Here is a 22,965-nt window from a genome sequence, read left to right as displayed (position 1 = left end):
CCGGTGACCCGTCGCCCCGCGACTATTGCGGTCGGGGCGAACGGACGCAAGACGAAGCCGCCGGCACTTGCGCGTCTGCGCGGGGGATCAGGCCATGTCAGGCTGAACGGGACGTTCAGTCGATCCAGCCGCGCAGTTCCCGCCGGACCATCGCCTCGATGACGTCCATGCCCGGTTCGGAATCGTTGAGGCAGGGAATGTGGCTGAACTTCTCGCCGCCCGCCTCGTGGAAGATCTCGCCGGCCTCGCCCGCGATCTCCTCCAGCGTCTCCAGGCAATCCGAGACGAAGCCGGGATTGAGGATCGCGATCCGCTTCACGCCCTCCTTCGCCAGCGCCTCGACCGTCTTGTCGGTGTAGGGCTGCAGCCATTCCTCGGGGCCGAAGCGGGACTGGAAGGTGGTCATCAGCCGGCCCTTGTCCCAGCCGAGCCGCTCTTCCAGCAGCCGCGAGGTCTTCTGGCAGTGGCAGTGATAGGGATCGCCCTTGCGGAAATAGCTCTGCGGGATGCCGTGATAGGAGCAGATCACCCGCTCCGGCTCGAAGTTCAGCGTCGCAAGATGGCTCTCGATCGAGCGGGCGAGGGCGTCGATATAGACCGGCTCGTCGTGATAGGGCGGCACGGTGCGCACGGCCGGCATCCAGCGCTGGCCCATCATGTGCTCGAAGAACTTGTCGTTCACCGTTGCGGTGGTCGAGGCCGAATATTGCGGGTAGAGCGGGAAGACGAGGATGCGCTCGCAGCCTTCGCTCATCAGGAAGTCGGCGCGTTCGGCGATCGACGGCTGGCCGTAGCGCATCGCCCAGTCGACGACGATCTCGCGGTGACCGGCGAGGCGCAGGGCGAGCTTTTCCCCTTGCGCGCGCGTGAAGGTCCGCAGCGGCGACTCGTTGCGCTCGGTGTTCCAGATCTGCGCGTATGCCGCGCCCGACTTCTTCGGGCGGGTGTTGAGGACGATGCCGTAGAGGATCGGGTACCAGGCCGCCCGCGGCCACTCGATGACGCGCTTGTCCGACAGGAATTCCTTCAGGTAGCGCCGCATCGGCTTGAAGTCGGTGCCGTCGGGCGTGCCGAGATTGACCAGAAGGACCCCCACCTTCGGCCGCCGGACCGTCGGATGTCCGGCGGGAAGGGGGCCTGTCGCGCGTTCGGCGACCGTCTTGGTCAGGGCGTTCATCGTGTCATCCCGGTCTGATGCATGTCAGGCTGAGCCGACCGCGGCGAGGGCGACCGTCCCCGCTGAGGATCGAGCGTTGCGGCCCGAGGCGAAGGTCGCCGCGCAGCCGCCGCGCCGATATAGGAACTGCCGGCCGCCGATGGAATGCGTCAGCCTGCCCGCGCGCCGCGGCGCGTCGGCTCCGGCTGCGGAACCGGGAGGGCTAGGCGCGGCTGAGTTCGAACCGGCTGCCGTTCGACGTCGCGCAGGAGAGGCGGTTCGGCGCGACCTGATTGCAGTTGGCGGCAACCTGCTCGTTGCGAGTCTTCGAGGTGTACAGGATGTTCACCTGTCCGGGCCCGAGGCTCGTATAGGTTCCGCTGGCGAGAAGTCCGTTGGTTCCGCTCTCGATCGAGGCGAACCGGCCGTTCTCGAAGGTCGCGGTATAGGCGACCGGACCGCCCACCGACGACCAGCGGCCCTCGATGCCGCGCGGCCGTGCCGGCTCGATACTGGCCCGCGGCCCCTCGCTCTGGCAGGCGGCAAAGAGGGTGAGCGGCAAGAGCAGGGCAGCGTATCGGCGCATCCTGGAAATCCCAATCTTGAAGGTCATCCGGCGCGGAACGCCGGAACGCGGGAAGGAACGATCTTCCCTAACTGTGCCATGTCGGTTGCAAAATGCGACAGAGGGGGCGGAACGGCAAGTGCGGAAGTTATCCACGGCTATCGTCAACGACAGGTGAACCGTCAGGGGCCGGTCGCGGGCGCGACCGCTTCATGCATGCTCGGTCTTGCGGGACGCGATGACCGAGTGGATCGAGCCGATCGATTCGATGGCGCGGATCCGGTCGTCGCTGGAGAAGCTGAACCAGTACATGGTCGTGCCGGTGATCAGCGTGCCGCTCGCCTCGTCGAGCCGCGTCCAGTCGCAGCGGCTCGCCGCTTCGTCGAACTCGCACACGATGCCGCGGAGTTCATACGAGATGTAGGAGGTCCGCTTCAGAAGCTCATCGAAGAACGCCTTCGTCTCGGCTTCACCGGCGAGGCGGAACTGGCCTTCCATGCGGCCGAACCACGGCTCGTCCGACAGAGCGGCGTTGCTTCTTTGAGAGATCACTGCGCCGGGGATGAAGTGCCGGGAGATCGACCCGACCGTTCCCGACATGACCGCTTCCATGACGTCTTCGACGACAGCGCGCTTGCGCTCCTGATCAACCATTTCTCCGACCCAGTGGATGCGGACCGGACGCCCGCACATCGTCGGTTAAACATGACAGGCAGCAAATCGTTGCAACGAAACGGGAATTGGCACCGATTCGTTTCGTTCAGCGCGCGCTGTGCCGACGTCACGGACGTCGGCACAGCGGCTTTCGCGACGGCTCAGCGAACCAGGATGTTCTTGAACTGCCAGGGATCCTTCTCGTCGATGTCCTCCGGGAAGAGGCCAGGACGGTCTCGCAGCGGCGTCCAATCGGTGTAGTAGCCCTTCACCGGGCCGAGATAGGGCGTCTGCACTTCCAGGCAGCGCTTGTAGTCCATCTCGTCGGCCTCGACGATGCCGGCTTCCGGGTTTTCCAGCGCCCAGACCATGCCGGCGAGAACGGCGGAGGTCACCTGCAGGCCGGTGGCGTTCTGGTACGGCGCGATCTGCCGCGTCTCCTCGATCGAGAGCTGCGAGCCGTACCAGTAGGCGTTCTTCTCGTGGCCGTAGAGCAGGACGCCGAGTTCGTCGATGCCGTCGACGATCTCGTTCTCGTCGAGGACGTGCTGCTCCGGCTGGATCTTGCCGGCCGCGCCGAACAGCTCGTGCAGCGACAGGACCGCGTCATTGGCCGGATGGTAGGCGTAGTGGCAGGTCGGACGATAGGTGACCTCGTCGTCCTTGTTGCGGTGGGTGAAGTAGTCGGCGATCGAGATCGACTCGTTGTGGGTCACCAGGAAGCCGTACTGGGCGCCCGGCGTCGGGCACCAGGTCCTGACGCGGGTGTTCGCGCCCGGCTGCTCCAGATAGATCGCCGCCTGATTGCCCTTCTTGTGGGTCTTGCCGTTCTTCGGCATCCATTTCTCGTGCGTGCCCCAGCCGAGCTCTGCCGGCTGCATGCCCTCCGACAGGAAGCCCTCGACCGACCAGGTGTTCCAGAACACGTTCATCGGCTTGGGGTTCTTGGCGCGCTGGGTGTCGCGCTCGGCGATGTGGACGCCCTTGACGCCGACCTTCTTCATCAGCTTCGCCCAGCCATCGCGGTCGTGCTGCCCCGGCTCCTCGAAGTCGAGGCCGGTGTCGCGCGCGATGTCGACCAGCGCCTGCTTGACGAACCAGGAGACCATGCCCGGATTGGCGCCGCAGCAGGAGACGGCCGTGGTGCCGCCTGGGTTCTTGCGCTTCTCCTTGCGGACCGTCTCGCGCAGGGCGTAGTTCGTGCGGTCGGCATTCGACATGTTCTTGTCGAAGTAGAAGCCGAGCCAGGGCTCGACGACGGTGTCGATGTAGAGGACGCCGAGCTCGCGGCAGAGCTTCATCAGGTCGAGCGAGGAGGTGTCCACCGACAGGTTGACGCAGAAGCCCTGGCCTCCGCCCTCCGTCAGGAGCGGCGTCAGCAGCGTCTCGTAGTTCTTGCGGGTCACCGCTTCCTTGACGAACTTGATGCCGCGCTCGTCGAGCAGATGACGATGCGAATCGTCAGGGTCGAGGACGGTGAAGCGATCCTTGTCGTATTCGAAATGCCGCTCGATCAGCGGCAGCGTGCCGCGCCCGATCGAGCCGAAGCCGATCATGACGATGGGGCCGGTGATCTTGCCGTGGATCGGATGGTTGTCGCTGGCCATGCGGGAAATACCTTTCGCGTGATGTGACGCTATGCCGGTGCGGCTAGAACAGTTCGGCCGAAAATGAAAGGGCGGCCCGAAGACTGCCCTTCGGGCCGCCGATAAAGCCGCTCGGTGATGATGGCGTGACGGATGCCGCGAGCGAGGTTCGCCTCAGCCCATCGCCTCCAGCTCGTCGATGAAGCCCGAGATCATCGCGAGGCCCTTCGACCAGAAAGCCGGATCGGAGGCGTCGAGGCCGAACGGCGCCAGCAGCTCCGAATGGTGCTTCGTCCCGCCGGCCTTCAGCATCGCGAAATACTTCTCCTGGAAGCCCGTCTCCGAGTTCCGGTAGACCGCGTAGAGCGAGTTCACCAGGCAGTCGCCGAAGGCATAGGCATAGACGTAGAAGGGCGAATGGATGAAGTGCGGGACGTAGGTCCAGTAGGTCTCGTAGCCGTCGCCGAGGCGGATCGCGGGGCCGAGGCTCTTGCCCTGCACGTCGAGCCAGATCTCGCCGATCCGCTCGGTCGTCAGCTCGCCCCCGCGCCGCTCGATGTGCAGCGCCCGCTCGAACTCGTAGAAGGCGATCTGACGCACCACCGTATTGATCATGTCCTCCACCTTGGAGGCGAGCAGCGTCTTGCGCTCGGCGTCGGTCTTGGCCTGGTCGAGCAGCGAGCGGAAGGTCAACATCTCGCCGAAGACGGAGGCGGTCTCGGCCAGCGTCAGCGGCGTCGCCGCCATCAGCGCGCCCTGGCGGCCGGCGAGGACCTGGTGCACGCCGTGGCCGAGCTCGTGGGCGAGCGTCATGACGTCGCGCGGCTTGCCCATGTAGTTCAGCAGCACGTAGGGGTGGACGCTCGGCACCGTCGGATGGGCGAAGGCGCCCGGCGACTTGCCCGGCCGCACCGCCGCGTCGATCCAGGAATTGTCGAAGAAGCGCTCGGCGATCGACGCCATCTCCGGCGCAAAGCCGGAATAGGCCGAGAGCACCGTCTGGCGCGCCTCGTCCCACCCGATGTCGCGACGGCGCGCGTCGGGCAGGGGGGCGTTGCGATCCCAGTAGTCGAGCTGGTCGAGGCCGAGCCACTTCGCCTTCATGGCGTAGTAGCGGTGAGAGATGGTGGGATAGGCGTCGGTGACGGCCTTGGCGAGGGCGTCGACGACCTCCCGCTCGACCCGGTTGGCGAGGTGACGCGAGTCGGCGACGTCGGTGAAGCCGCGCCAGCGGTCGGAGATCTCCTTGTCCTTGGCGAGCGTGTTGGTGATCAGCGTGAACACCCGCAGGTTCTGGCTGAAGGTGTTGGCGAGCGCGCTGGCGGCCTTGCGCCGCTTCTCCCGGTCCGGGTCCTGCAGCACGTTCAGTGCCGCTTCCAGCGTCATGTCGTCGCCGTCCACGGTGAAGCGCAGCGAGGTCAGCGTCTCGTCGAACAGGCGGTTCCAGGCGCCGCGGCCGGTGACGGCCTTCTCGTGGAACAGCTCCTCGACCCGGTCCTCGAGCTGGAACGGCTTGTCCTTGCGCAGATCGACGATCCACGGCCGGTAATGCGCGAGCTTCTCGTCCCGCTCCATCGCCGCGTCCATCTCGGCGTCGTCGATCCGGTTCAGCTCCAGCGCGAAGAACAGGACGCGCGAGGAGATGTCGGTCACCGCCGACTGGATGTCGCCGTAGAACTTGGCGCGGGCCGGATCGGAGGTGTCGCCGGAATAGACGAGGCCGGCATAGGAGATGATCCGCCCGAGCAGTTCCTCCAGCGCCTCGTATTCGACGATCGCGGTCGCGAGCTCGCCGGTCTGCGACCGCGCTTCCTCGGCGAGCCGGCCGCGCCAGCGCGACTGGAAGGCCGCCGCCTGCTCGTGCGCGGTCTCGAGATCGGCGGCGAGTTCGGGACTGTCCATGGCGGGATAGAGATCGGACAGGTTCCACTCGGGCAGCGGGCCGGTCTCGGCAGCGGCGGCCTCGGCGGCGGATCGGGTCGGAATAGGGGACATCTGCATGGTGTCGGTCTCTTTCTCGGGCGGCGCGGCTTCCGGAGGTTGCACGAAATTCAATTCAAATGTGACTGAAATTTCTGGGGAATCGTTCCCTTTCTTCCTTCAGTCGAACTTCAGACGGCCGTGCCAAAGTGGGTCATTCTCGCGGCAAGACGAGACTGGAGGCGAAATGACCCAGATCGTGCTCATCGTCGACGACGATCCTATACAACGCCGGCTGCTCGATGCCCACGTCGCCCGCATGGGCCTCAGACCGCTTCTCTGCGACGGCGGCCGCGCCGCCCTCGACGCGCTTGCCGGGCATGATGCCGGCGACATTGCCGCCGTCGTTCTCGACCTGATGATGCCGGACAAGAGCGGCATGGAGGTGATGGCGGAGATGCGGCGCAAGCGGATCGACGTCCCCGTCGTTGTGCAGACCGCCAAGGGATCGATCGACACCGTGGTCGAGGCGATGCGGGCCGGAGCCTTCGATTTCGTGGTGAAGCCGGTGGCGCCCGAGCGGCTGCGGCTGACGCTGGGCAATGCCGTGCGCATGCGCGCCGCCGCGCCGCCATCGTCTGTGCCGGTGCCAGGCCCGGCGCTCGACCCCGGCCAGGCCGCACCGTCCATGCGCCCGCTGCTGGCACGGGCGGCGAAGGCCGCCGCGTCGACCATCCCCATCCTCATCGAGGGCGAGACGGGCGTCGGCAAGGAGTGGCTGGCGCGCGCGATCCAGGCGAAGGGCGACCGGGCGAAGAAGCCCTTCGTCACGGTCAACTGCGGCGCTTTGCCGGCGGATCTCGTCGAAAGCATCCTCTTCGGCCACGCCAAGGGCGCCTTCACCGACGCGACGCAGAGCCACGAGGGCAAGTTCGCCGAGGCCGACGGCGGCACGCTGTTCCTGGACGAGATCGGCGAACTGGCGCCGAGCGCGCAGGTGAAGGTGCTTCGCGTCCTGCAGGACGGCGTCATCGACCCCGTCGGGTCGAACACCCCGGTGAAGACCGACGTGCGGATCATGTCCGCCACCAATCGCAGCCTCGCCGAAGCCGTGGCCGAGGGGCGCTTTCGGTCCGATCTCTACTATCGCCTGAACGCGATGGAGATGAAGGTGCCGCCCCTGCGCGAGCGCCGCGAGGAAATCCCCGGACTTGCCGCCCGGTTTCTCGAGCGCTTCGTCCGGCTGGAACGCCAGACGCCCGTCCGTCGCCTCGGTGCCGAGGCGCTGCGTCTGCTGGAGCGCTACGACTGGCCCGGCAACATCCGCCAGTTGGAGAACGCGATCCATCGCGCCGTCGTGCTCGGCGAGAGCGAGGTGCTCGGGCCGGCGGACTTTCCGCAGATCGTCGCGCTGCTCGCGGCGGAGGCAGGCGAGCCGGCCGGCGCAGGCTCGCCGGCACCCCGCCCGTCAGCGGCCGCCGCGCCGAACGGCGTCGCGCCGACGCCGGGGCATGGCGTCGCACCGCGTCCCCAGGCCGATCCCGCGCCGACCGGAGTCCCGCTGCATGACGACCGCGGGCAGATCCGGCGCATCGCCGACATCGAGGCGGATCTGATCAGGCTGGCGCTGGAACAGTATGACGGGCGGATGAGCGAAATCGCCCGCCGCCTCGGCATCGGCCGCTCGACGCTCTACAGGAAGATGCGCGAATACAGGATCGACGCAGGCTGACTCTCGGCCCCGCCCGGTTCCGATGCTCGTGCGCCCGGGGCGCGAGCTCTAAGATGGCCGCCTTCGACAGCAGCGTGCGCCGATCTTGCGGCATCCGGCGCCTTTGCCGCAATGGCGGCTTGTACTCGTCCGGTCATGCTCCGGCACGGAACAGGCTTAACGAGCGGTTAACGGTTTTTTCCGAGTATGGCCAAGATAATCCGGCTCCTGTCATCTTGATGCCGCACTTTCGCGAAATCCAGTTGTTCTATCACAACGGCGATGATCGCTGCCGCTGCGGGGGACAGACACGCGGTGCAAAGCGAGATCGAAGGGGACACCCGTATGTTCGGACGAACCGCCCGCGGCGGCTGCCTGGCCTCGCGGCTTGCAGCGATCGTGGCCCTTTCCGTCTTGGCTCTGAGTTCGGCGGTAGGCGCGCGTGCCGAGACGCGGGTGCTCAAGTTCTATCACCTGCACACCCACGAGAAGGGTGCCTTCGCCTACAAGGTCGACGGCCGCTACGACCCCGAGCAGCTGAAGAAGATCGACTGGATCCTGCGCGACTGGCGCGAGAGCGAGGCGATCAAGATCGATCCGCGGCTGCTCGATCTGATCTGGGAAGCCTACCAACAGTCCGGCTCGAAGGACTACATCCGGGTGATCTGCGGATATCGCTCTCCCGGCACCAACGCCATGCTGCGCTCGCGTTCCTCCGGCGTCGCCCGCAAGAGCCAGCACATGCTCGGCCGCGCGCTCGACTTCTACATCCCCGACGTTCCGCTGAAGACGATCCGTGAGATCGGCTTGAAGATGCAGTTCGGCGGCGTCGGCTTCTATCCCCATTCGGGCTCGCCCTTCGTCCATCTCGATGTCGGCAACGCCCGGCACTGGCCGCGCATGAGCCGCAAGGAACTCGTCGCCGTCTTCCCGCAGGGCGGAACCGTGCATGTCCCGTCGGACGGCCGGCCGCTTCCGGGCTATGACCGCGCGATCGCCGACTACAAGCAGCGCCGCGCGCAGTCGGAGATCCAGGTCGCCAACGCCCGCGATACGTCCTCGGGCGGGAGCAGGTCGCTCCTGGCGATGCTGTTCGGCAAAGCTCGCGGGGACGATACGGGACGCGGCGTCACGCAGACGCCGGTCGCCGGCGCCGATGCGGCCCTTCCGCGCGCGCGGCCCGTGGAACCGTCGCCGACGGCGGTGGCGGCGGCGGCCGGGCTTGATCCCGCAGAGGTTCCCTATCCGACCTCGGCCCCCGACCGCAGTCGGATGATTGCCGCTGCACAGGAGATGCCGGCTGCGGCCACGGCCCTGGCAGAGCCGGCCAGGCCCGACGAGATCGGCCGGATCGTGGCGGCGCTGGAGACGCAGCGCTCGGCGGTCGAGGCCGGAGGCGAACTCGCCTTCGTGCCGACGCCGACCGGCCGGCCGCAGCTGGCCGCTGCACTGCTGGAGACTGCTTCGGCCAGCACCTCCTCGGCGCGCGCGGCAGGTTCCGCTCGCGAGTTCCTCGTGTCCGCCGCCGCGCCGGCTCGGCCGCGCAATTTGAAGACGTCGCTGGACGAGGCGCGGAGCTTGTCGCAGGAGCAGACGGACAAGGCCGCGGCCGTCACGGAAGCCGCGATGCGCCAGCCCGAGCCGGGAAGGGCGCCATCGGCGGACAAGTCCAAGGCCTTCGCGAACACCCATGTGCCCTTGAAGGGCGGCCGGATCCTGACGGCTGCGCAAGGGCTGCAGGGCCGCTCCGGAGCCGCCGACCGTCAGCTGGCGATCGCGGCCCGGATCGAGCTCGCGGCACTCGTCACCGATCCGGGTGATCGGGCCGCGCCGGCACTTCGCGATGGCGCGGACGCTGCGGCCGGCGGCCTGCGGGACGCGATGCTGGCCCGCGGCTTTATGCAGGACGGCGCCGGCGGAAAGACCGGCCGGATCATCGGGTCGCCGCTGGTCGTTGCCTCGGAGGTCGGCCTTCAGCCGTGAGGCTCGGCGGTTTTGATCGCGACGGCGGCGGGGCGTCGCCGCGAGACGGCGCCGCGGTGGCTGGCAAGGGAGTGGCTCGCGGCTGAAGCCGACGCGTCCGGCTGCATCGGCTCCTGCCAGTGTTCCCAGCGAGAGAGGGCAGGGCATCGCGGCTTGAGTCGGCCGCGGGGAGCGGGTGGCGGTGCTCCTGAGCGTCGTGCAGGAGAAACAACACCGGCACCGATCATTCCCGAGCCCGACGGGCCGCCTCGCATCAGGACGGTCGCCGTCACGCACAGCAGCTTGAGCTTTGCAGAGTAGATCGGAGCAGGACAGGCCATCGGCTTCGATGCCCGCTGCTGTCGTTGCGTCGTCGGAAACGAACGGATGGGCCGGCTGCCTGCTGCCGAATGCACGCGCTGAACCGACCGTTGCAGTCGCAACGTCCGGACGATGACGCGCCTCGCACCTTCAACCTTCGAGCTGCCGCCGATACAAAAGGAAACATTTCGCAAGTTATGGTCTTGGCGGACAAATCGAATGTCGACCGAACGATTCGGTGGTTCCGATCCCGTTCGCTCGCGGCTCGCCGAAGTTGCAGCCTAAGGGGCGATTACTGAGCCGCAAACAAACCTTTGAGAGAAAGCGAAGGTGCCGAGGCAGTCAGGTCCAGGGATAGAAACGTTTACCTCCTCTCGCCGGCTTTCCCCCAACATTGCTTGTTTTTCACAACAAAATCCTTGACATGAAGTATTGGCGTATAAATACAGGGTGTACCGAGGGCGTCGCCGAAAATTGCGGCGCGGCCGTTCTCGAAGCAGCACCAGTGGAATGAAAACGATACAATCCTTCGGGATTAGCTTCGCGTGCTGCGACGCCGCTCATTTTGGGGTGAACAATGGACCAGATCGAAACGATCGATAACAATGAAATGCTGATGGAGCTGACGGCCGAAGTGGTCGCGGCCTATGTCAGCAACAATTCCCTGCCGGTCTCCGAACTTCCGGGCCTGATCGCCGACGTCTACGGTGCCCTCGGCCGCACCACGAGCGCGCCGCAGGCACCGCAGGCGGAAAAGCCGAAGCCGGCCGTGCCGGTCAAGAAGTCGGTGACGGACGATTACATCGTCTGCCTCGAGGACGGCAAGAAGTTCAAGTCGCTGAAGCGGCATCTGATGACCCACTACAACCTGACCCCGGAAGAGTACCGGGAGAAGTGGGATCTCGCGCCCGACTATCCGATGGTCGCGCCGAACTACGCTGCAGCGCGCTCGCGCCTCGCCAAGCAGATGGGCCTCGGCCACAAGCGCCGTCGCGGCCGCTGATCCGGCTCTCCGGCCGTCTCACGGGCGCGCGGGACGACGGAGTCCGGCAGGATCGCCGGGCTCGCCCAGGATATCGCTTCCTGCCATGCAAAAAGCCCGCCGGATCGTCCGACGGGCTTTTTCCGTTGCGGCGGCGGAGCGAGCCGCCTCCGGCGATCTCAGTTCTTCGGCAGGTCGGCCATCATGCCGAGCGCCTGCAGGTAGAGGTCGAGGATCGCCTCCTGCTCCTGGCGCTCGTTCTGGTCCTGCTTGCGCAGCGAAATGACTCGGCGCAGCACCTTGGTGTCGAAGCCGTTGCCCTTGGCCTCGGCATAGACGTCCTTGATGTCGTCGGCGATCGTCTTCTTCTCTTCCTCGAGCCGCTCGATGCGCTCGACGAAGGAGCGCAGCTGGTCCTGGGCGACGCCATCCACGTCGGACATGTCAAGATCTCCGTCTTTCTGAAGTTGCAGTTCCGTGGCCGCGACCTAGCAGACGGAAGTGATTCGTTGAATGATTTCGACACGGGGCCGGTAGCGCCTGTCCTGCCCCGGTCTGCGGATCAATGCTGCGGCCGGTTCGCCTCGAAGGCCTTCAGGTCTTCGGCGCTCGCCTCGCGCTGGTGCTTTTCCCGCCACTCCTCGTAGGGCATGCCGTAGACGATCTCGCGCGCCTCGTCCTTGCCGATCGCGACGCCGTCCGCTTCCGCCGCCTCGCGATACCAGTTGGACAAGCAGTTGCGGCAGAAGCCGGCGAGGTTCATCAGGTCGATGTTCTGGACGTCCGCCCGCTCGCGCAGATGGTCGCGCAGGCGCCGGAAGGCGGCGGCCTCGAAGGCGAGACGTTGCTGTTCGCTGATGTCCGACATGACGATCTCCTGAGTTCTGCCGGCGAACCACGGGGGCACCGGGATGCCCCGCATATCGCGCTTGCCGCAGGCGGCATCAAGTCCGGCGGGGGCGGCTCCCCGGGCGCGCATCTTGCGGCATCGCCTGCTTCATGGATCGCCCCGCGATCCCCCACGTGCCGCGGGGTGCGGAATTTCTGCGCCCCCTTGACCCCGGCGACTGTGCTCGGCGGAAAGCCGATTCCGCTTTGCAAGCCGATGCTGTAGCTTGGCGGTATCCGGCGCGGGCTGATTCGCGCCTGTCCAAGGTCGCCGCGGCGATCTTCGGCTGGGTCTTCGCCGGCGAGGCCCTGAGCGGCTGGCAGATCGGCGGCGGCGGCCTGATCCTGTGCGGCATCTTCCTTGCGCGGCCGAAGCGCGCCGCCGTGGAGCCGGGCGGCTCGGCGGTCGAAACGCTGCCACATCGTTGACAGCTTGGAGGCCTATGGAAGACTTAAGGTCTCGAACGACCTGCCATCCGAGGACGACATCATGAAATCGCGATCTGTGCGTCGGCTGCAGGGTGCAGCCATGGCCGCGACGCTGGCTGCCGGCGTCACCTTCCTGGCCGCGCCCTTCACCGCGCTGGCGGCCCGGGCCGACTTCCGCGTCTGCAACGGCACCCAGTCGCTCGTCGGCGTGGCCATCGGCTATCGGGCCGAAGCGGGGTGGACGACGGAAGGCTGGTGGCGCATACCGGCCACCACCTGCAAATCGATCATCGAGGGGCCGCTCTCCTCGCGCTACTACTATCTCTATGCGGAAGACGCGGACGGCAAGGGCCGCTGGGCCGGGCCGGTCAACCTCTGCATCGCGGAGAACGAGTTCAAGATCGTGGGCGTCAAGGACTGCTTCAAGCGAGGCTACCAGAAGATGGGCTTCCGGGAGTACGACACCGGCGAGCAGGCGAGCTGGATGGTTCAACTGACGGAAGCGCCGCACAGCGACGCTACGGGGGCACAATGAAGCGCAATCGCAGGGTCAAGATCCTGGCAACGCTCGGACCGGCATCGTCGTCCGAGGAGATGATCAAAAGCCTGCATGAGGCGGGTGCGGACGTGTTCCGCATCAATATGAGCCATACCGACCACGACCTGATGCGCGAACTCGTCAAGCGCATCCGCAATGTCGAGAGCGCCGTCGGCCGCCCGATCGGCGTCCTTGCCGACCTGCAGGGGCCGAAGCTGCGCGTCGGCAAGTTCGCCGAGGGCAAGGTGGCGCTGACCGTCGGCGACACCTTCACCCTCGACGACAATCCGGCGCCGGGCGATGCGACGCGCGTCCACCTTCCGCATCCCGAAATCCTGGAGGCCGTCGAGGTCGGGCACCGCCTGCTGATCGACGACGGCCGGCTGCAGCTCGTCTGCACCGAGACCGACAAGCACCACATCACCTGCCGCGTCGTCGCCGGCGACAAGATTTCCGACCGCAAGGGCGTCAGTCTTCCCGACACCACGCTTGCGACCGGCGCCCTGACCGAGAAGGACCGCCGCGACCTCGACGCCGTGCTCGCGGAAAACGTCGACTGGGTGGCGCTGTCCTTCATCCAGCGGCCGGACGATCTGGCCGAGGCACGCAAGATCGCCCGCGGCCGGGCCTGGCTGCTCTCCAAGATCGAGAAGCCGCAGGCGGTCGAGCGGCTCGACGAGATCATCGAATTGTCCGACGCGATCATGGTCGCGCGCGGCGATCTCGGCGTCGAGATGCCGCTGGAGACGGTTCCCGGCATCCAGAAGCGCATCACGCGCGCGGCCAGGCGGGCCGGCAAGCCGGTGGTCGTCGCGACGCAGATGCTGGAGTCGATGATCACCGCACCGGTGCCGACCCGCGCCGAGGTCTCGGACGTCTCGATCGCCGTGTTCGAGGGAGCCGACGCGGTCATGCTCTCGGCCGAATCGGCCGCCGGACAATATCCGGTCGAGGCGGTGACGATGATGGATCGCATCGCCCAGCAGGTCGAGAAGGACCGGCTCTATCCCGGCATCATCTTTGCGCAGCGGCCGGAGGCCCAGGCGACCGGAGCGGACGCGGTCTCGCTGGCGGCCCGGCAGATCAGCGAGACGCTCGGCGTCGCCGTCATCGTCAACTACACCGCGACCGGCACGACGGGGCTGCGCATGGCGCGCGAGCGGCCACAGATCCCGATCCTGGCGCTGTCGCCGGTGCTGTCGACGGCGCGCCGCCTGTCGCTGGTCTGGGGGCTCCACTGCGTCGTCACCGAGGACGCGCAGGATCTGGACGACATGGTCGACCGAGCCTGCCGCATCGCCGTCGAGCAGGGCTACGCCAAGTCCGGCGAGCGGCTGATCGCGACCGCCGGCGTGCCGCTGCGCACGCCGGGCGCCACCAACATGCTGCGGATCGCCTATATCGGCTCGGACGGACTCAGCGCCGTCTGAGGCGCTGCGGCAGCCGGCCCATCCCGGTCTCGTCCTTCCGTCGCGGCCGCGCCGAGCTGTCCTTGTTCCGGCGAAGGTCCGGCTGGACAGGATCGCGGCGCCACCGGCGGCGGGTTCGACCGAGCTTTCGCGCGGAAAGGGCGATTCCCGACGCCATTTCCGCGCCGATGCCTTCAACAATGAAGCCGCGGGCACAGCGCTCGCGGGCTTTATTCTCGGATCGTTTTCTGCCGGGGACGCTATGCCGGCCCGCCGTTCCGCAGTCCCCAACCGGCGCCGCACCCGTGAGCGGGCGACTCAGATCGCCGGCCCGAGAAGCTCTTCGGACAACCGCCCGGCGGCGTCCTGCGCCGAGCGCAGGGCCGGATAGATCGCGAGGACCTTCATGTAGGTCTGGAGCGCCTCCGGCTTGCGATCCATCCGCTCCAGGATCGTCGCCAGCCCCATCAGCGCGCCCCAGTGTCGCGGCTCGCGGGCGAGCGTCTGCTCGATGTCGGCGATCGACTTGCCCCAGTCGTCGGTCGTGAAGCTGAGCGTCGCCCGCCGGTTCCAGGCCTCGGCATAGGCGGGATCGAGCACGATCGCCTGGTCGAGCATGTCGTAGGCGGCGGCCGTGTTCTTGTCGATCATCGCCTCGGCCGCCCGCGCCATCAGGAGGTCGACGGTGGCGCTGCCGCTGTGCCGCCACTCGCGCTCGATCCGCGCGGCGATATGCGCGGCCTTGGTTTCGTCGGCGGTACGCTTCAACTCGCCGAACAGCCGGTCGATCATCGCCTCGCGCGTCTCGTCGTGGCGCATGGCCGCATCGGCCTGGTCGGCGATCGCTTCGGCCGGATTGTCGTCCTCAGACACCGGGCTCCCGAACGCGTCGGGGGCGGGTTCGGGATCGTCGTCCGGCGCCGGGACGATCATCGGCGACCGGTCGCCGGGTGCCGGGGCTGAATCCGGAGCATCGGGAGCCGGATCGGTCAGCGGCGCGGCCTGCTGCGCGAGAACCGGCAGGGGACTGCCGGCGAGAAGGGCGAGAGCGGCCAGGAACGGAATCGGTTGGAGGCGCATGGACCGAGGCTAAGCCTCCTCGTGCCGCCGTCAAACTGACAAAGCGGTGAATGCGGCATCGGGCATCATGACAACGGAAAAAATCCCGGCCGCGGCAACCGCAGCCAGGATTCGGTCTCCTGCGCTGGCCCCCGCTCGTCGCGGGTGCCGCGGCGCCTCAGCCCTGGCGGGCCTTGAAGCGCGGAGCCTGCTTGTTGATGATGTAGATGCGGCCCTTGCGGCGCACCATGCGGTTGGCGCGGTGACGGGACTTCAGGGCCTTGAGCGAGTTCTTGATCTTCATGACTTCACCGGATCGATCGTCGCGACGATCGGATCCCTTTCCGTTCCGCCGCATGGATAATGAAAAGCGCGCCGTTGCGGGCGCGCCCTGATAGGCGCTGGAAATAGCCGCGGAAGCCCTGCTTGTCAACGTCGCCAGCGGATCTCGCGGGCTTCTTCAACCCGTCACATCGCCTTGCCTCAGCGGCTTCAGGAAGGTGACGTGGCCCATCTTCCGCCCGCGCCGCACGGTCGCCTTGCCGTAGAGGTGCAGCACGGCGCCGGGCGCCGCGACGAGCGAATCGAAGCGGTTCACGTCCTCGCCGATGAGGTTTTCCATCACGCAGTCCGCATGTCGCTGCGTCGTCCCCAGCGGCAGGCCGGCGATCGCCCGGACATGCTGCTCGAACTGCGAGACGGTGCAGGCCGCTTCCGTCCAGTGGCCGCTGTTGTGGACGCGCGGCGCGATCTCGTTGACGAGCAGCGTGCCGTCGTGGCCGACGAAGAACTCGACGCCGATGACGCCGACATAGTCCAGCTTCTCGAGGATCGTCGCGGCGATCGCCCTGGCGCTCTCCGCCACCGCGGCCGTCACCCGGCCGGGCACGGTGGAGGTGTTGAGGATGCCGAGGCTGTGGACGTTCTGTGCCGGGTCGTAGGCGACGACGCTACCGTCCTGCCCGCGCGCCGCGATGACCGAGCACTCGAAGGCGAAGGGCACCTTCTTCTCCAGGATCGCTGGCACGTTGCCGATCTGCTCGAAGGCGCTGGCATAGGGGCCGCTGGCGCGGATCATCGCCTGGCCCTTGCCGTCGTAGCCGAAGCGGCGGGTCTTCAGGATGCAGTCGCTCTTCAGCTCGAACAGCGCATGCTCCAGCTCGTCGACCGAATCGATCGCGCGCCAGTCGGCGGTCGCAACGCCGATCCCGTTGAGGAAGGCCTTCTCGACGACGCGGTCCTGCGAGACCTCCAGCGCTTGCGCCGGCGGGAACACCGGCGTCTTCCCGATCGCCGCGCGTAGCGGCTCGACGGCGACGTTCTCGAACTCGTAGGTCAGGACGTCGGAGCGCTCGGCAAGCTCGGCCAGCAGCCGGCGATCGTCATAGGCGCCAACGAGCACCTCGCTCGCCACCTGCGCGGCGGGGCAGGCGGGGTCGGGATCGAGCACGAGGACGTGGTAGCCGAAGCGCGCCGCCGCCATCGCGAGCATCCGGCCGAGCTGGCCGCCGCCGACGATGCCGATCGTCGCGCCGGGCTTGAGGGAGGGCAGGGGCGCAGCGCTCATGGCTCGTCCCGCGGCGCGTCGGCGACCGCCTCCGTCTGGGCCTGTCGCCAGGCGTCCAGCCGCGCCGCCAGCGCTTCGTCGGAGAGGGCAAGAACGCTCGCCGCCAGGAGCGCGGCGTTGACTGCGCCGGCACGGCCGATGGCGAGCGTTCCGACCGGGACGCCCGCCGGCATCTGCACGATCGACAACAGGCTGTCCTTGCCCGACAGCGCGCGGCTCTCGACCGGCACGCCGAAGACGGGCAGGGGCGTCAGCGCCGCGGTCATGCCCGGCAGATGCGCGGCGCCGCCGGCCCCGGCAATGATCAGCTTGAAGCCGGCGGCCCTGGCGCCCCGGGCGAAGTCGTAGAGCCGCTCCGGCGTGCGGTGCGCCGAGACGATTCGGGCGTCGTAGGAGATGCCGAGCGTATCCAGCGTCTCGGCGGCATTCTTCATCACGGCCCAGTCGGACTGGCTGCCCATGATGATGGCGACGGGCGGATTCATGACGGCCGGCTCATGCGATGATGTCGGGGATGATCTGGTCCTCCAGATCCTGCAGGTGATCCTTGATCGCCAGTTTCTTCTTCTTCATCCGCTGGATCCGCAGCCGGTCGGCGCCGACGGCTTCCATGGCGTTGACGGCGACGTCGAAGTCGGCGTGTTCCTGCCGCAGACGCGCCACTTCCAGCCTCAGTGCCGCCTGTTCCTGTTCGCCCATTCCTGCCCTTTCGAACGCTTGCACGCCAACCGTTTCAGGCCGCTCCGACCCTCGCCGCTTCAGCCTTCACGAATTGTAAACGCCAAGCAAATCGCCGCTTTCCGATCGAACTTTCGTCATTCGACACTGCTTCAGTTTTATGACACGCTCGCAACGTCTAGTCACGGCTCTGTCGGGCGTGCCGGGACACCAATCAGGAAGGGAGAAGCCCATGTCCTTGAATACCCATATCTCGACGCTGGAACAGCGCCATTCGGCCCTCGATCACGAGATCGCGGAAGCCCTGGCGGCGAAGCCGGCCATGAGCGATACGGAGATCAAGGAGATGAAGCGCAGGAAGCTCAAGCTCAAGGAAGAGATCGAGCGACTGAGGAAGTCCAGCCACTGATCGAAGTCCCGCCGGGCGCGGTCCTTCGGCCGCGTCCGGCCACGCCGCTCGAACCGGCGGCCCCGCGGCGCAGTCTGCCGTCCCTCTGCCTGACCATTCCGGCCCCGCGCCGGCCGGTGACGCTGCCGGACAAGCTGCCGGCATGTCAGCCCACCATCTTGCGCAGGACGTATTTCTGGATCTTGCCGGTCGAGGTCTTCGGCACCTCGGCGAAGCGCACCGCCTTCGGACATTTGAACTTTGCCAGCCGCTCGCGGCAATGCGCGAGGAGCTCCGCCTCGCTCGCCTCCCGCCCCGGCTTCAGTTCCACGAAGGCGACCGGGGTCTCTCCCCATTTCTCGTCCGGCATCGCCACCACCGCCGCCGTCTGCACCGCCGGGTGCTGGTAGAGCGCGTTCTCGACCTCGATCGAGGAGATGTTCTCGCCGCCCGAAATGATGATGTCCTTGGCGCGGTCCTTCAGCTCGATATAGCCGTCGTCATGCATCACTCCGAGGTCGCCGGAGTGGAACCAGCCGCCACGGAACGCCTCGGCCGAGGCCTGCGGGTTCTTCAGATAGCCGCGCATGACGATATTGCCGCGGAACATCACCTCGCCGATCGTCTCGCCGTCCGCCGGCACCTCTTCCATCGTCTCCGGATCGCGCACCGACAGGTCCTCCAGCGCCGGATAGCGAACCCCCTGCCGAGCGGTCTGCGCGGCGCGCGCCGGCCCGTCCAGCGCGTTCCACTCGTTCTTCCACTCGTTCACCACCGCCGGCCCGTAGGTCTCGGTGAGGCCGTAGAGATGCGTCACCTCGAAACCCGCCTCGCGCATGCCCGCGAGCACCGCCTGCGGCGGTGGCGCGGCGGCGGTGTTGAAGGTGACGGTCTGGGAGAAGTCGCGCTTGTCGGCCGCGTCGGCGTTGATCAGCGTCGCCATGACGATCGGGGCGCCGCAGAGATGGGTGACGCCGTGGTCGGCAATCGCGTCATACATCGCCTTCGCGCGCACCCAGCGCAGGCACACATGCGTGCCGGCCTCGACGGCCAGCGTCCAGGGGAAGCACCAGCCGTTGCAGTGGAACATCGGCAGGGTCCAGAGATAGACCGGGTGCCGCCCCATGCCGGCAGCGACGAGGTTGGCATAGCCCATCAGCGCCGCGCCGCGATGGTGGTAGACGACGCCCTTCGGATTGCCCGTCGTCCCCGACGTGTAGTTCAGCGAGATCGCGTCCCACTCGTCCTGCGGCATCAGCCAGGCGAAGTCCGGTTCGCCCGTCGCCAGAAACGCCTCGTATTCGGTGCTGCCGATGGCCTCGCCCTTCGTCGCCGGCGCGTCCTCGGGAAACTCCGGGTCGTCATAGTCGATCACCAGCGGCTTCACCGCCGCCTTCGCCAGCGCCGCGGCCATGACGGACGAGAATTCCCGGTCGACGATCACCGCCTTGGCTTCGGAATGGTCGAGCTGGAAGGCGATGATGTCGGCGTCGAGCCGGGTGTTGATCGACAGAAGCACGGCCCCCGCCATCGGCACGCCGTGATGGGCCTCAAGCATCGCCGGCGTGTTGGAGAGCATCGCGGCCACCGTCTCGCCGCGCTTCACGCCGGCCGCGGCGAGCGCCGAAGCGAGACGGCGCGAGCGGGCGTAGAACTCGGCATAGCTGCGGCGCAGCGCGCCGTGGACGATCGCCATCCGGTCCGGATGGACGAGCGCTGCCCGCGCCAGAAAGGTCAGCGGCGTCAGCGGCTGGTAGTTCGCCGCGTTGCGGTCGAGGTTGTCGTCGTAGATGCCCATGCGTCCTCCCGTCCGATCTGCGTCGGTTCCTCCTCCTCCCGTATAGGCGATCGCGCGGCGATCGTCATGAGAGAAGGCCGCTCGCGCCGTCGAAGACGAGCTTCAGGCCGACGGGGACGAGGAAGGCATAGACCAGCTTGTAGAAAACCGCCGTATCGATCCGGCGCACCAGCCAGATGCCGGTGAGCGTCGCCAGCGGCGCGAGCGGCAAAAGAACGGCGGAGGTCTCGAGATTGCCGGGGGAGAACTGGCCGAGGAGGAAATAGGGGACGAGCTTCACCGCGTTGACGACGGCGAAGAACACCACCGCCGTGCCGGCGAAGGTGGCGGGCGCAAGCTTCAGCGGCAGGACGTAGACCTGATAGGGCGGTCCGCCGGAATGGCTGACGAAGCTCGCAAAGCCCGAGGCCGCGCCCCAGAGCTTGGCCTTGAGCCCGTTGCGCGGCTTCGGCTCGGTGACGTGCCGGCTCTTGAACACCCAGTCGGCGACGAACCAGAGCGCCAGCAGGCCGAGGATCAGCCGGATGCCGTCCTCGGAGACGAGCTCGGCTGCGGCATAGCCGACGAAGATGCCGAGGACGGCGGCGGGCAGCATCGACACGATGACGCCGCGGTCGAACTGGCCGCGCCAGGCGACGAGCCCGATCAGGTCCATGACCACCATGATCGGCAACAGGATGCCGGCGGCGGTGACCGGATCGACCGCAAAGGCCATCAGCGGCACACCGATCACCGCGATGGTGCCGCCGAAGCCGCCCTTGGACAGGCCGACCAGGAACACCGCGGGCACGGCGCAGAGATAGAAGAACGGATCGGTGATCAACGGAGCGGGCGAATCGGAGGGAGACGCTTCCTGCATAGGCCCAAGGGGCCTGGGCCGCAACGCCGTTGCCCTTGGCCGTCCGCCCGCCGCCGCCCCGCCCGTCGCCGACTGCGTCTATCCGTCCCTCACGGTGGCGGCGCCGGGACCCGCGAGCCGGGGAGGCCGCCCGCAATCTGCCATAAAGCCGGCGTTCATCGCGCCGGTCGCCGCACGTCCGGTCCATCGGCGCCGGCGCGACCGGTGGTTTGGCGCCTGCGGCAGGCTTTGCTATGACGGCCCCAGTCGGCGCCCCGAGGCATGCCGAGCCGGATTCTCTCGAACGATCAGAACGCTGCCATGATTGCCGATCCCATTCGTCCAAGACTGGTCCTTGTGACGACGCCGCTCGGCGACGCCGAAGCGGAGGCGGCTCTGAAAGCCGCACTCTCCGGCGGCGACGTCGCCTCGGTGATCCTCGATCCTGCGGGGCGCGACGCCGACGGCTTCCAGCGCTTCGCCGAGAAGCTTGTCCCGCTGATCCAGGCGGCCGGCGCGGCCGCGGTCATCGCCGACGACACGCGCTCTGCCGGGCGGCTGCGGGCCGACGGCATCCACCTGACCGGCGGCGACCTCGCGGCGCTCGGCGAGGCGGTCGAGCGGTTCGCGCCGAAGCTGATCGTCGGCGGCTCCGGCTTCGAGACCCGCCACGATGCCCTGGAAGCCGGCGAGCGCCTGCCGGACTATCTGTTCTTCGGCCGCTTCGGCGGCGATGCCGCGGCCGAGGTGCATCCGAAGAACCTCCGGATGGCCGAATGGTGGGCGGAGATCGTCGAGATCCCCTGCATCCTGATGATCGGCCGGGACATTGCCGGCATCGGCGCCGCCTGCTCGACCGGTGCGGAGTTCGTCGCCGCTGCGGCCGCGGTCTTTGCCGATCCGGACCGGGCGGGCGAGATGGTCGCGCAGGCGAACGCGCTGCTCGACGCCTGGTTCGACAAGGTCGCGGCCTGATGGCGAGGTGGGGCGCCTGGCCGTCGGTCGTGGCGGCCGCCGGGTTCTGGCTGTTGCCGGTCGCCGCAGATGCCCAGCCCGCCGGCGCGATGCCGGCGGTGCGGCTCGAGAAGAGCGTGCCCGTCGAGACGCTGCGGCGCGGAAACGGCGTCATCCTGCCGGTGCCCTATGCCGTTGCCGGAATGCCGACGGAGAAGAAGCCGGGAGAAAAGCCGCCGTCGAAGAGCGATCTCGCCTACGGCGCCTATCAGCGCGGCTTCTACGTGACGGCCCGCAAGATGGCCGAACCGCTCGCCAATCTCGGCGATCCGGCGGCGCAGACGCTGCTCGGCGAAATCTATTCGCGCGGCCTCGGCGTCGCCCAGGACATGAAGCAGGCGGCGCACTGGTACGAGGCCGCCGCCAAGGCCGGCAATGCCGAGGCCGAGTTCCGCTACGCGATGCTCTTGATCGACGGCACCGCAGTGAAGAAGGACATGGACAAGGCGCAGGCGCTGATGAAGGCGGCTGCCGACAAGGGTCTGCCGCTCGCCGAATACAATTACGCGCAGATGCTGATCGAGGCCTCGCCCACCGGCGGCTTCGCCGACGCCGCTGCCTATTTCGAGAAGGCCGCCAATGCCGGCGTGCCAGACGCCGAATATGCCATGTCGCAGCTCTACGCCAACGGCCGGGGCGTCAAGGCCGACGACGCGGCGGCGCGGGCCTGGCTGCGGGCGGCGGCGACCAACGGCCTCGACATCGCGCAGATCGAATACGGCATCTGGCTGATCAACGGCCGCGGCGGGCCGCAGAAGCCGCAGGACGGGTTCCGCTTCCTGCGTCACGCCGCCGAAACCGGCAATCCGATCGCCATCAACCGCGTCGCCCACCTCTACAAGGACGGCATCGGGACGGATCCCGACCGGCTGCAGGCGGCGAAATGGGCGGTGCTCGCCAAGCGGCTGAAGAACAGCGACTCGGCGCTCGACGATTTCTTCCGCGGCCTCGATCCCGCCACCCAGAAGGCGGCGCTGGAGGCGGCGAATCGCTTCCACTCGCAGTAGGGCGCCGGCTTTCGGCCGGGAGCCGGCAGCGCGGGTCTGCTGTCCGCCTGCGTGAGGCGGCGAATCGGAAGCGGCCGCGCTCCCGCGCGAGGCCGTTTCGCGGCCTCACGGCGGCGGGGCGCGATGCCGGTTGCGCTGTGGCCGGCGAGGGGGCGGATCGCGGCAGAGCCCGGCGAGAGGCCGCGGCACGCGATTCGCGGCGGCTCGTCACCAGCCTGATACGTTTCTCGGATAGCGCTCCCCGAAGCATCGAAGCATCGGAGCCTCGGAGCCTCGGAGCCTCGGAGCCTCGGAGCCTCGGAGCCTCTGGACCTTTGCGCGTCCCAACCGGGCCCGCCGGCTCTGCTGCGTCGGCAAAAGGTCGCGAGGTTCGAGCAGCTCCGGTGGCCGTCGTTGCGCCGGTGCGGCGGTCCCCATTGCGCCGCGCCGACATTTTGCCGTGCGACACGGCTTGCATTCCGCGCGGCGAGCGGCTACCTAGCCGCCATCGGCAAC

The 22,965-nt window shown here is 67.6% G+C and carries 23 protein-coding genes; 9 read left to right on the top strand and 14 right to left on the bottom strand.

What is annotated here, in order from left to right; genetic code table 11:
- Nucleotides 1–115 precede the first annotated feature (115 nt).
- From hemH to AB5S17_RS19720, 5 genes are all read right to left on the bottom strand, one after another.
- Nucleotides 116–1,177: a ferrochelatase gene (gene hemH, locus AB5S17_RS19740; protein ID WP_369242590.1), complete on the bottom strand. Its 1,062-nt coding sequence runs from the start codon at nt 1,175–1,177 to the stop codon at nt 116–118.
- A 202-nt stretch (nt 1,178–1,379) separates the two neighbouring features.
- Nucleotides 1,380–1,742: a hypothetical protein gene (locus AB5S17_RS19735; protein ID WP_369242588.1), complete on the bottom strand. Its 363-nt coding sequence runs from the start codon at nt 1,740–1,742 to the stop codon at nt 1,380–1,382.
- A gap of 189 nt (nt 1,743–1,931) precedes the next feature.
- On the bottom strand, nt 1,932–2,375 hold the full coding sequence (locus tag AB5S17_RS19730) for a nuclear transport factor 2 family protein (RefSeq protein ID WP_369242586.1): 444 nt from the start codon (nt 2,373–2,375) through the stop codon (nt 1,932–1,934).
- A gap of 161 nt (nt 2,376–2,536) precedes the next feature.
- Nucleotides 2,537–3,982, bottom strand: a complete 1,446-nt coding sequence (locus tag AB5S17_RS19725) for a homospermidine synthase (RefSeq protein WP_369242584.1) — start codon at nt 3,980–3,982, stop codon at nt 2,537–2,539.
- Nucleotides 3,983–4,135: 153 nt separating this feature from the next.
- Nucleotides 4,136–5,956: a M3 family oligoendopeptidase gene (locus AB5S17_RS19720; RefSeq protein WP_369242692.1), complete on the bottom strand. Its 1,821-nt coding sequence runs from the start codon at nt 5,954–5,956 to the stop codon at nt 4,136–4,138.
- Between the two features lie 172 nt (nt 5,957–6,128).
- On the opposite strand from AB5S17_RS19720, the gene AB5S17_RS19715 reads away from it, so the two are divergent.
- The 3 genes from AB5S17_RS19715 to AB5S17_RS19705 all read left to right on the top strand — a co-directional run bounded on the left by AB5S17_RS19715 (nt 6,129) and on the right by AB5S17_RS19705 (nt 10,878).
- On the top strand, nt 6,129–7,613 hold the full coding sequence (locus tag AB5S17_RS19715) for a sigma-54-dependent transcriptional regulator (protein WP_369242582.1): 1,485 nt from the start codon (nt 6,129–6,131) through the stop codon (nt 7,611–7,613).
- 435 nt (nt 7,614–8,048) lie between these two features.
- Nucleotides 8,049–9,575, top strand: coding sequence for a DUF882 domain-containing protein (locus tag AB5S17_RS19710; protein ID WP_369242580.1), 1,527 nt, complete (start codon nt 8,049–8,051; stop codon nt 9,573–9,575).
- 877 nt (nt 9,576–10,452) lie between these two features.
- Nucleotides 10,453–10,878 carry a MucR family transcriptional regulator gene (locus AB5S17_RS19705; RefSeq protein ID WP_369242578.1) on the top strand — a complete coding sequence of 142 codons (426 nt, stop codon included), beginning with the start codon at nt 10,453–10,455 and terminating at the stop codon, nt 10,876–10,878.
- Nucleotides 10,879–11,036: 158 nt separating this feature from the next.
- Here the strand turns inward: AB5S17_RS19705 and AB5S17_RS19700 are convergent, their stop codons facing one another.
- Both AB5S17_RS19700 and AB5S17_RS19695 read right to left on the bottom strand, forming a co-directional pair.
- Nucleotides 11,037–11,300 (bottom strand): DUF2312 domain-containing protein, encoded by a 264-nt coding sequence (locus AB5S17_RS19700; RefSeq protein WP_369242576.1) that lies wholly within the window; start codon nt 11,298–11,300, stop codon nt 11,037–11,039.
- A gap of 119 nt (nt 11,301–11,419) precedes the next feature.
- Nucleotides 11,420–11,725, bottom strand: a complete 306-nt coding sequence (locus AB5S17_RS19695) for a DUF1244 domain-containing protein (protein WP_369242574.1) — start codon at nt 11,723–11,725, stop codon at nt 11,420–11,422.
- Nucleotides 11,726–11,856: 131 nt separating this feature from the next.
- On the opposite strand from AB5S17_RS19695, the gene AB5S17_RS19690 reads away from it, so the two are divergent.
- The 3 genes from AB5S17_RS19690 to pyk all read left to right on the top strand — a co-directional run bounded on the left by AB5S17_RS19690 (nt 11,857) and on the right by pyk (nt 14,142).
- Nucleotides 11,857–12,174, top strand: a complete 318-nt coding sequence (locus tag AB5S17_RS19690; RefSeq protein WP_369242572.1) for a hypothetical protein — start codon at nt 11,857–11,859, stop codon at nt 12,172–12,174.
- Nucleotides 12,175–12,235: 61 nt separating this feature from the next.
- A complete protein-coding gene (locus AB5S17_RS19685) occupies nt 12,236–12,709 on the top strand; it encodes a DUF1036 domain-containing protein (RefSeq protein ID WP_369242570.1) in 474 nt (157 codons plus the stop codon).
- Nucleotides 12,706–14,142 carry a pyruvate kinase gene (gene pyk / locus AB5S17_RS19680; RefSeq protein ID WP_369242568.1) on the top strand — a complete coding sequence of 479 codons (1,437 nt, stop codon included), beginning with the start codon at nt 12,706–12,708 and terminating at the stop codon, nt 14,140–14,142. Before AB5S17_RS19685 ends, pyk begins: the two co-directional genes overlap by 4 nt.
- A gap of 297 nt (nt 14,143–14,439) precedes the next feature.
- Here pyk and AB5S17_RS19675 read toward each other — a convergent pair whose 3' ends face one another.
- The 5 genes from AB5S17_RS19675 to AB5S17_RS19655 all read right to left on the bottom strand — a co-directional run bounded on the left by AB5S17_RS19675 (nt 14,440) and on the right by AB5S17_RS19655 (nt 17,446).
- The gene (locus AB5S17_RS19675) at nt 14,440–15,201 is read right to left on the bottom strand and encodes a hypothetical protein (protein ID WP_369242566.1); all 762 of its coding nucleotides are present in this window, start codon (nt 15,199–15,201) and stop codon (nt 14,440–14,442) included.
- Nucleotides 15,202–15,358: 157 nt separating this feature from the next.
- Nucleotides 15,359–15,484 (bottom strand): type B 50S ribosomal protein L36, encoded by a 126-nt coding sequence (gene ykgO, locus AB5S17_RS19670; RefSeq protein WP_229154763.1) that lies wholly within the window; start codon nt 15,482–15,484, stop codon nt 15,359–15,361.
- 156 nt (nt 15,485–15,640) lie between these two features.
- Nucleotides 15,641–16,747, bottom strand: coding sequence for a 5-(carboxyamino)imidazole ribonucleotide synthase (locus AB5S17_RS19665; protein ID WP_369242564.1), 1,107 nt, complete (start codon nt 16,745–16,747; stop codon nt 15,641–15,643).
- Nucleotides 16,744–17,232 carry a 5-(carboxyamino)imidazole ribonucleotide mutase gene (gene purE / locus AB5S17_RS19660; RefSeq protein WP_369242562.1) on the bottom strand — a complete coding sequence of 163 codons (489 nt, stop codon included), beginning with the start codon at nt 17,230–17,232 and terminating at the stop codon, nt 16,744–16,746. The genes AB5S17_RS19665 and purE overlap by 4 nt, the downstream gene beginning before the upstream one ends.
- Nucleotides 17,233–17,242: 10 nt before the next feature.
- A complete protein-coding gene (locus AB5S17_RS19655) occupies nt 17,243–17,446 on the bottom strand; it encodes a YdcH family protein (RefSeq protein ID WP_369242560.1) in 204 nt (67 codons plus the stop codon).
- Nucleotides 17,447–17,657: 211 nt separating this feature from the next.
- Between AB5S17_RS19655 and AB5S17_RS19650 the strand changes: the two genes are divergently transcribed.
- Nucleotides 17,658–17,834 carry a YdcH family protein gene (locus AB5S17_RS19650; RefSeq protein ID WP_369242558.1) on the top strand — a complete coding sequence of 59 codons (177 nt, stop codon included), beginning with the start codon at nt 17,658–17,660 and terminating at the stop codon, nt 17,832–17,834.
- Nucleotides 17,835–17,979: 145 nt separating this feature from the next.
- Here AB5S17_RS19650 and AB5S17_RS19645 read toward each other — a convergent pair whose 3' ends face one another.
- Nucleotides 17,980–19,611: an acyl-CoA synthetase gene (locus tag AB5S17_RS19645; protein WP_369242556.1), complete on the bottom strand. Its 1,632-nt coding sequence runs from the start codon at nt 19,609–19,611 to the stop codon at nt 17,980–17,982.
- 64 nt (nt 19,612–19,675) lie between these two features.
- Complete coding sequence (locus AB5S17_RS19640; protein ID WP_369242554.1) at nt 19,676–20,434, bottom strand: sulfite exporter TauE/SafE family protein; 759 nt, start codon at nt 20,432–20,434, stop codon at nt 19,676–19,678.
- Nucleotides 20,435–20,770: 336 nt separating this feature from the next.
- Between AB5S17_RS19640 and AB5S17_RS19635 the strand changes: the two genes are divergently transcribed.
- Both AB5S17_RS19635 and AB5S17_RS19630 read left to right on the top strand, forming a co-directional pair.
- Complete coding sequence (locus tag AB5S17_RS19635) at nt 20,771–21,424, top strand: thiamine phosphate synthase (protein ID WP_369242552.1); 654 nt, start codon at nt 20,771–20,773, stop codon at nt 21,422–21,424.
- Entirely contained in the window at nt 21,424–22,470 is a 1,047-nt protein-coding gene (locus AB5S17_RS19630) for a tetratricopeptide repeat protein (protein ID WP_369242550.1), read from the top strand. Before AB5S17_RS19635 ends, AB5S17_RS19630 begins: the two co-directional genes overlap by 1 nt.
- Nucleotides 22,471–22,965 lie beyond the last annotated feature (495 nt).

This window comes from Jiella sp. M17.18 (assembly GCF_041027365.1).
Taxonomy (GTDB): Bacteria; Pseudomonadota; Alphaproteobacteria; order Rhizobiales; family Rhizobiaceae; genus VKMB-3413.
Note: the sequence above shows the minus strand (reverse complement) of the source record. Positions and strands in the feature narration are given on the sequence as shown.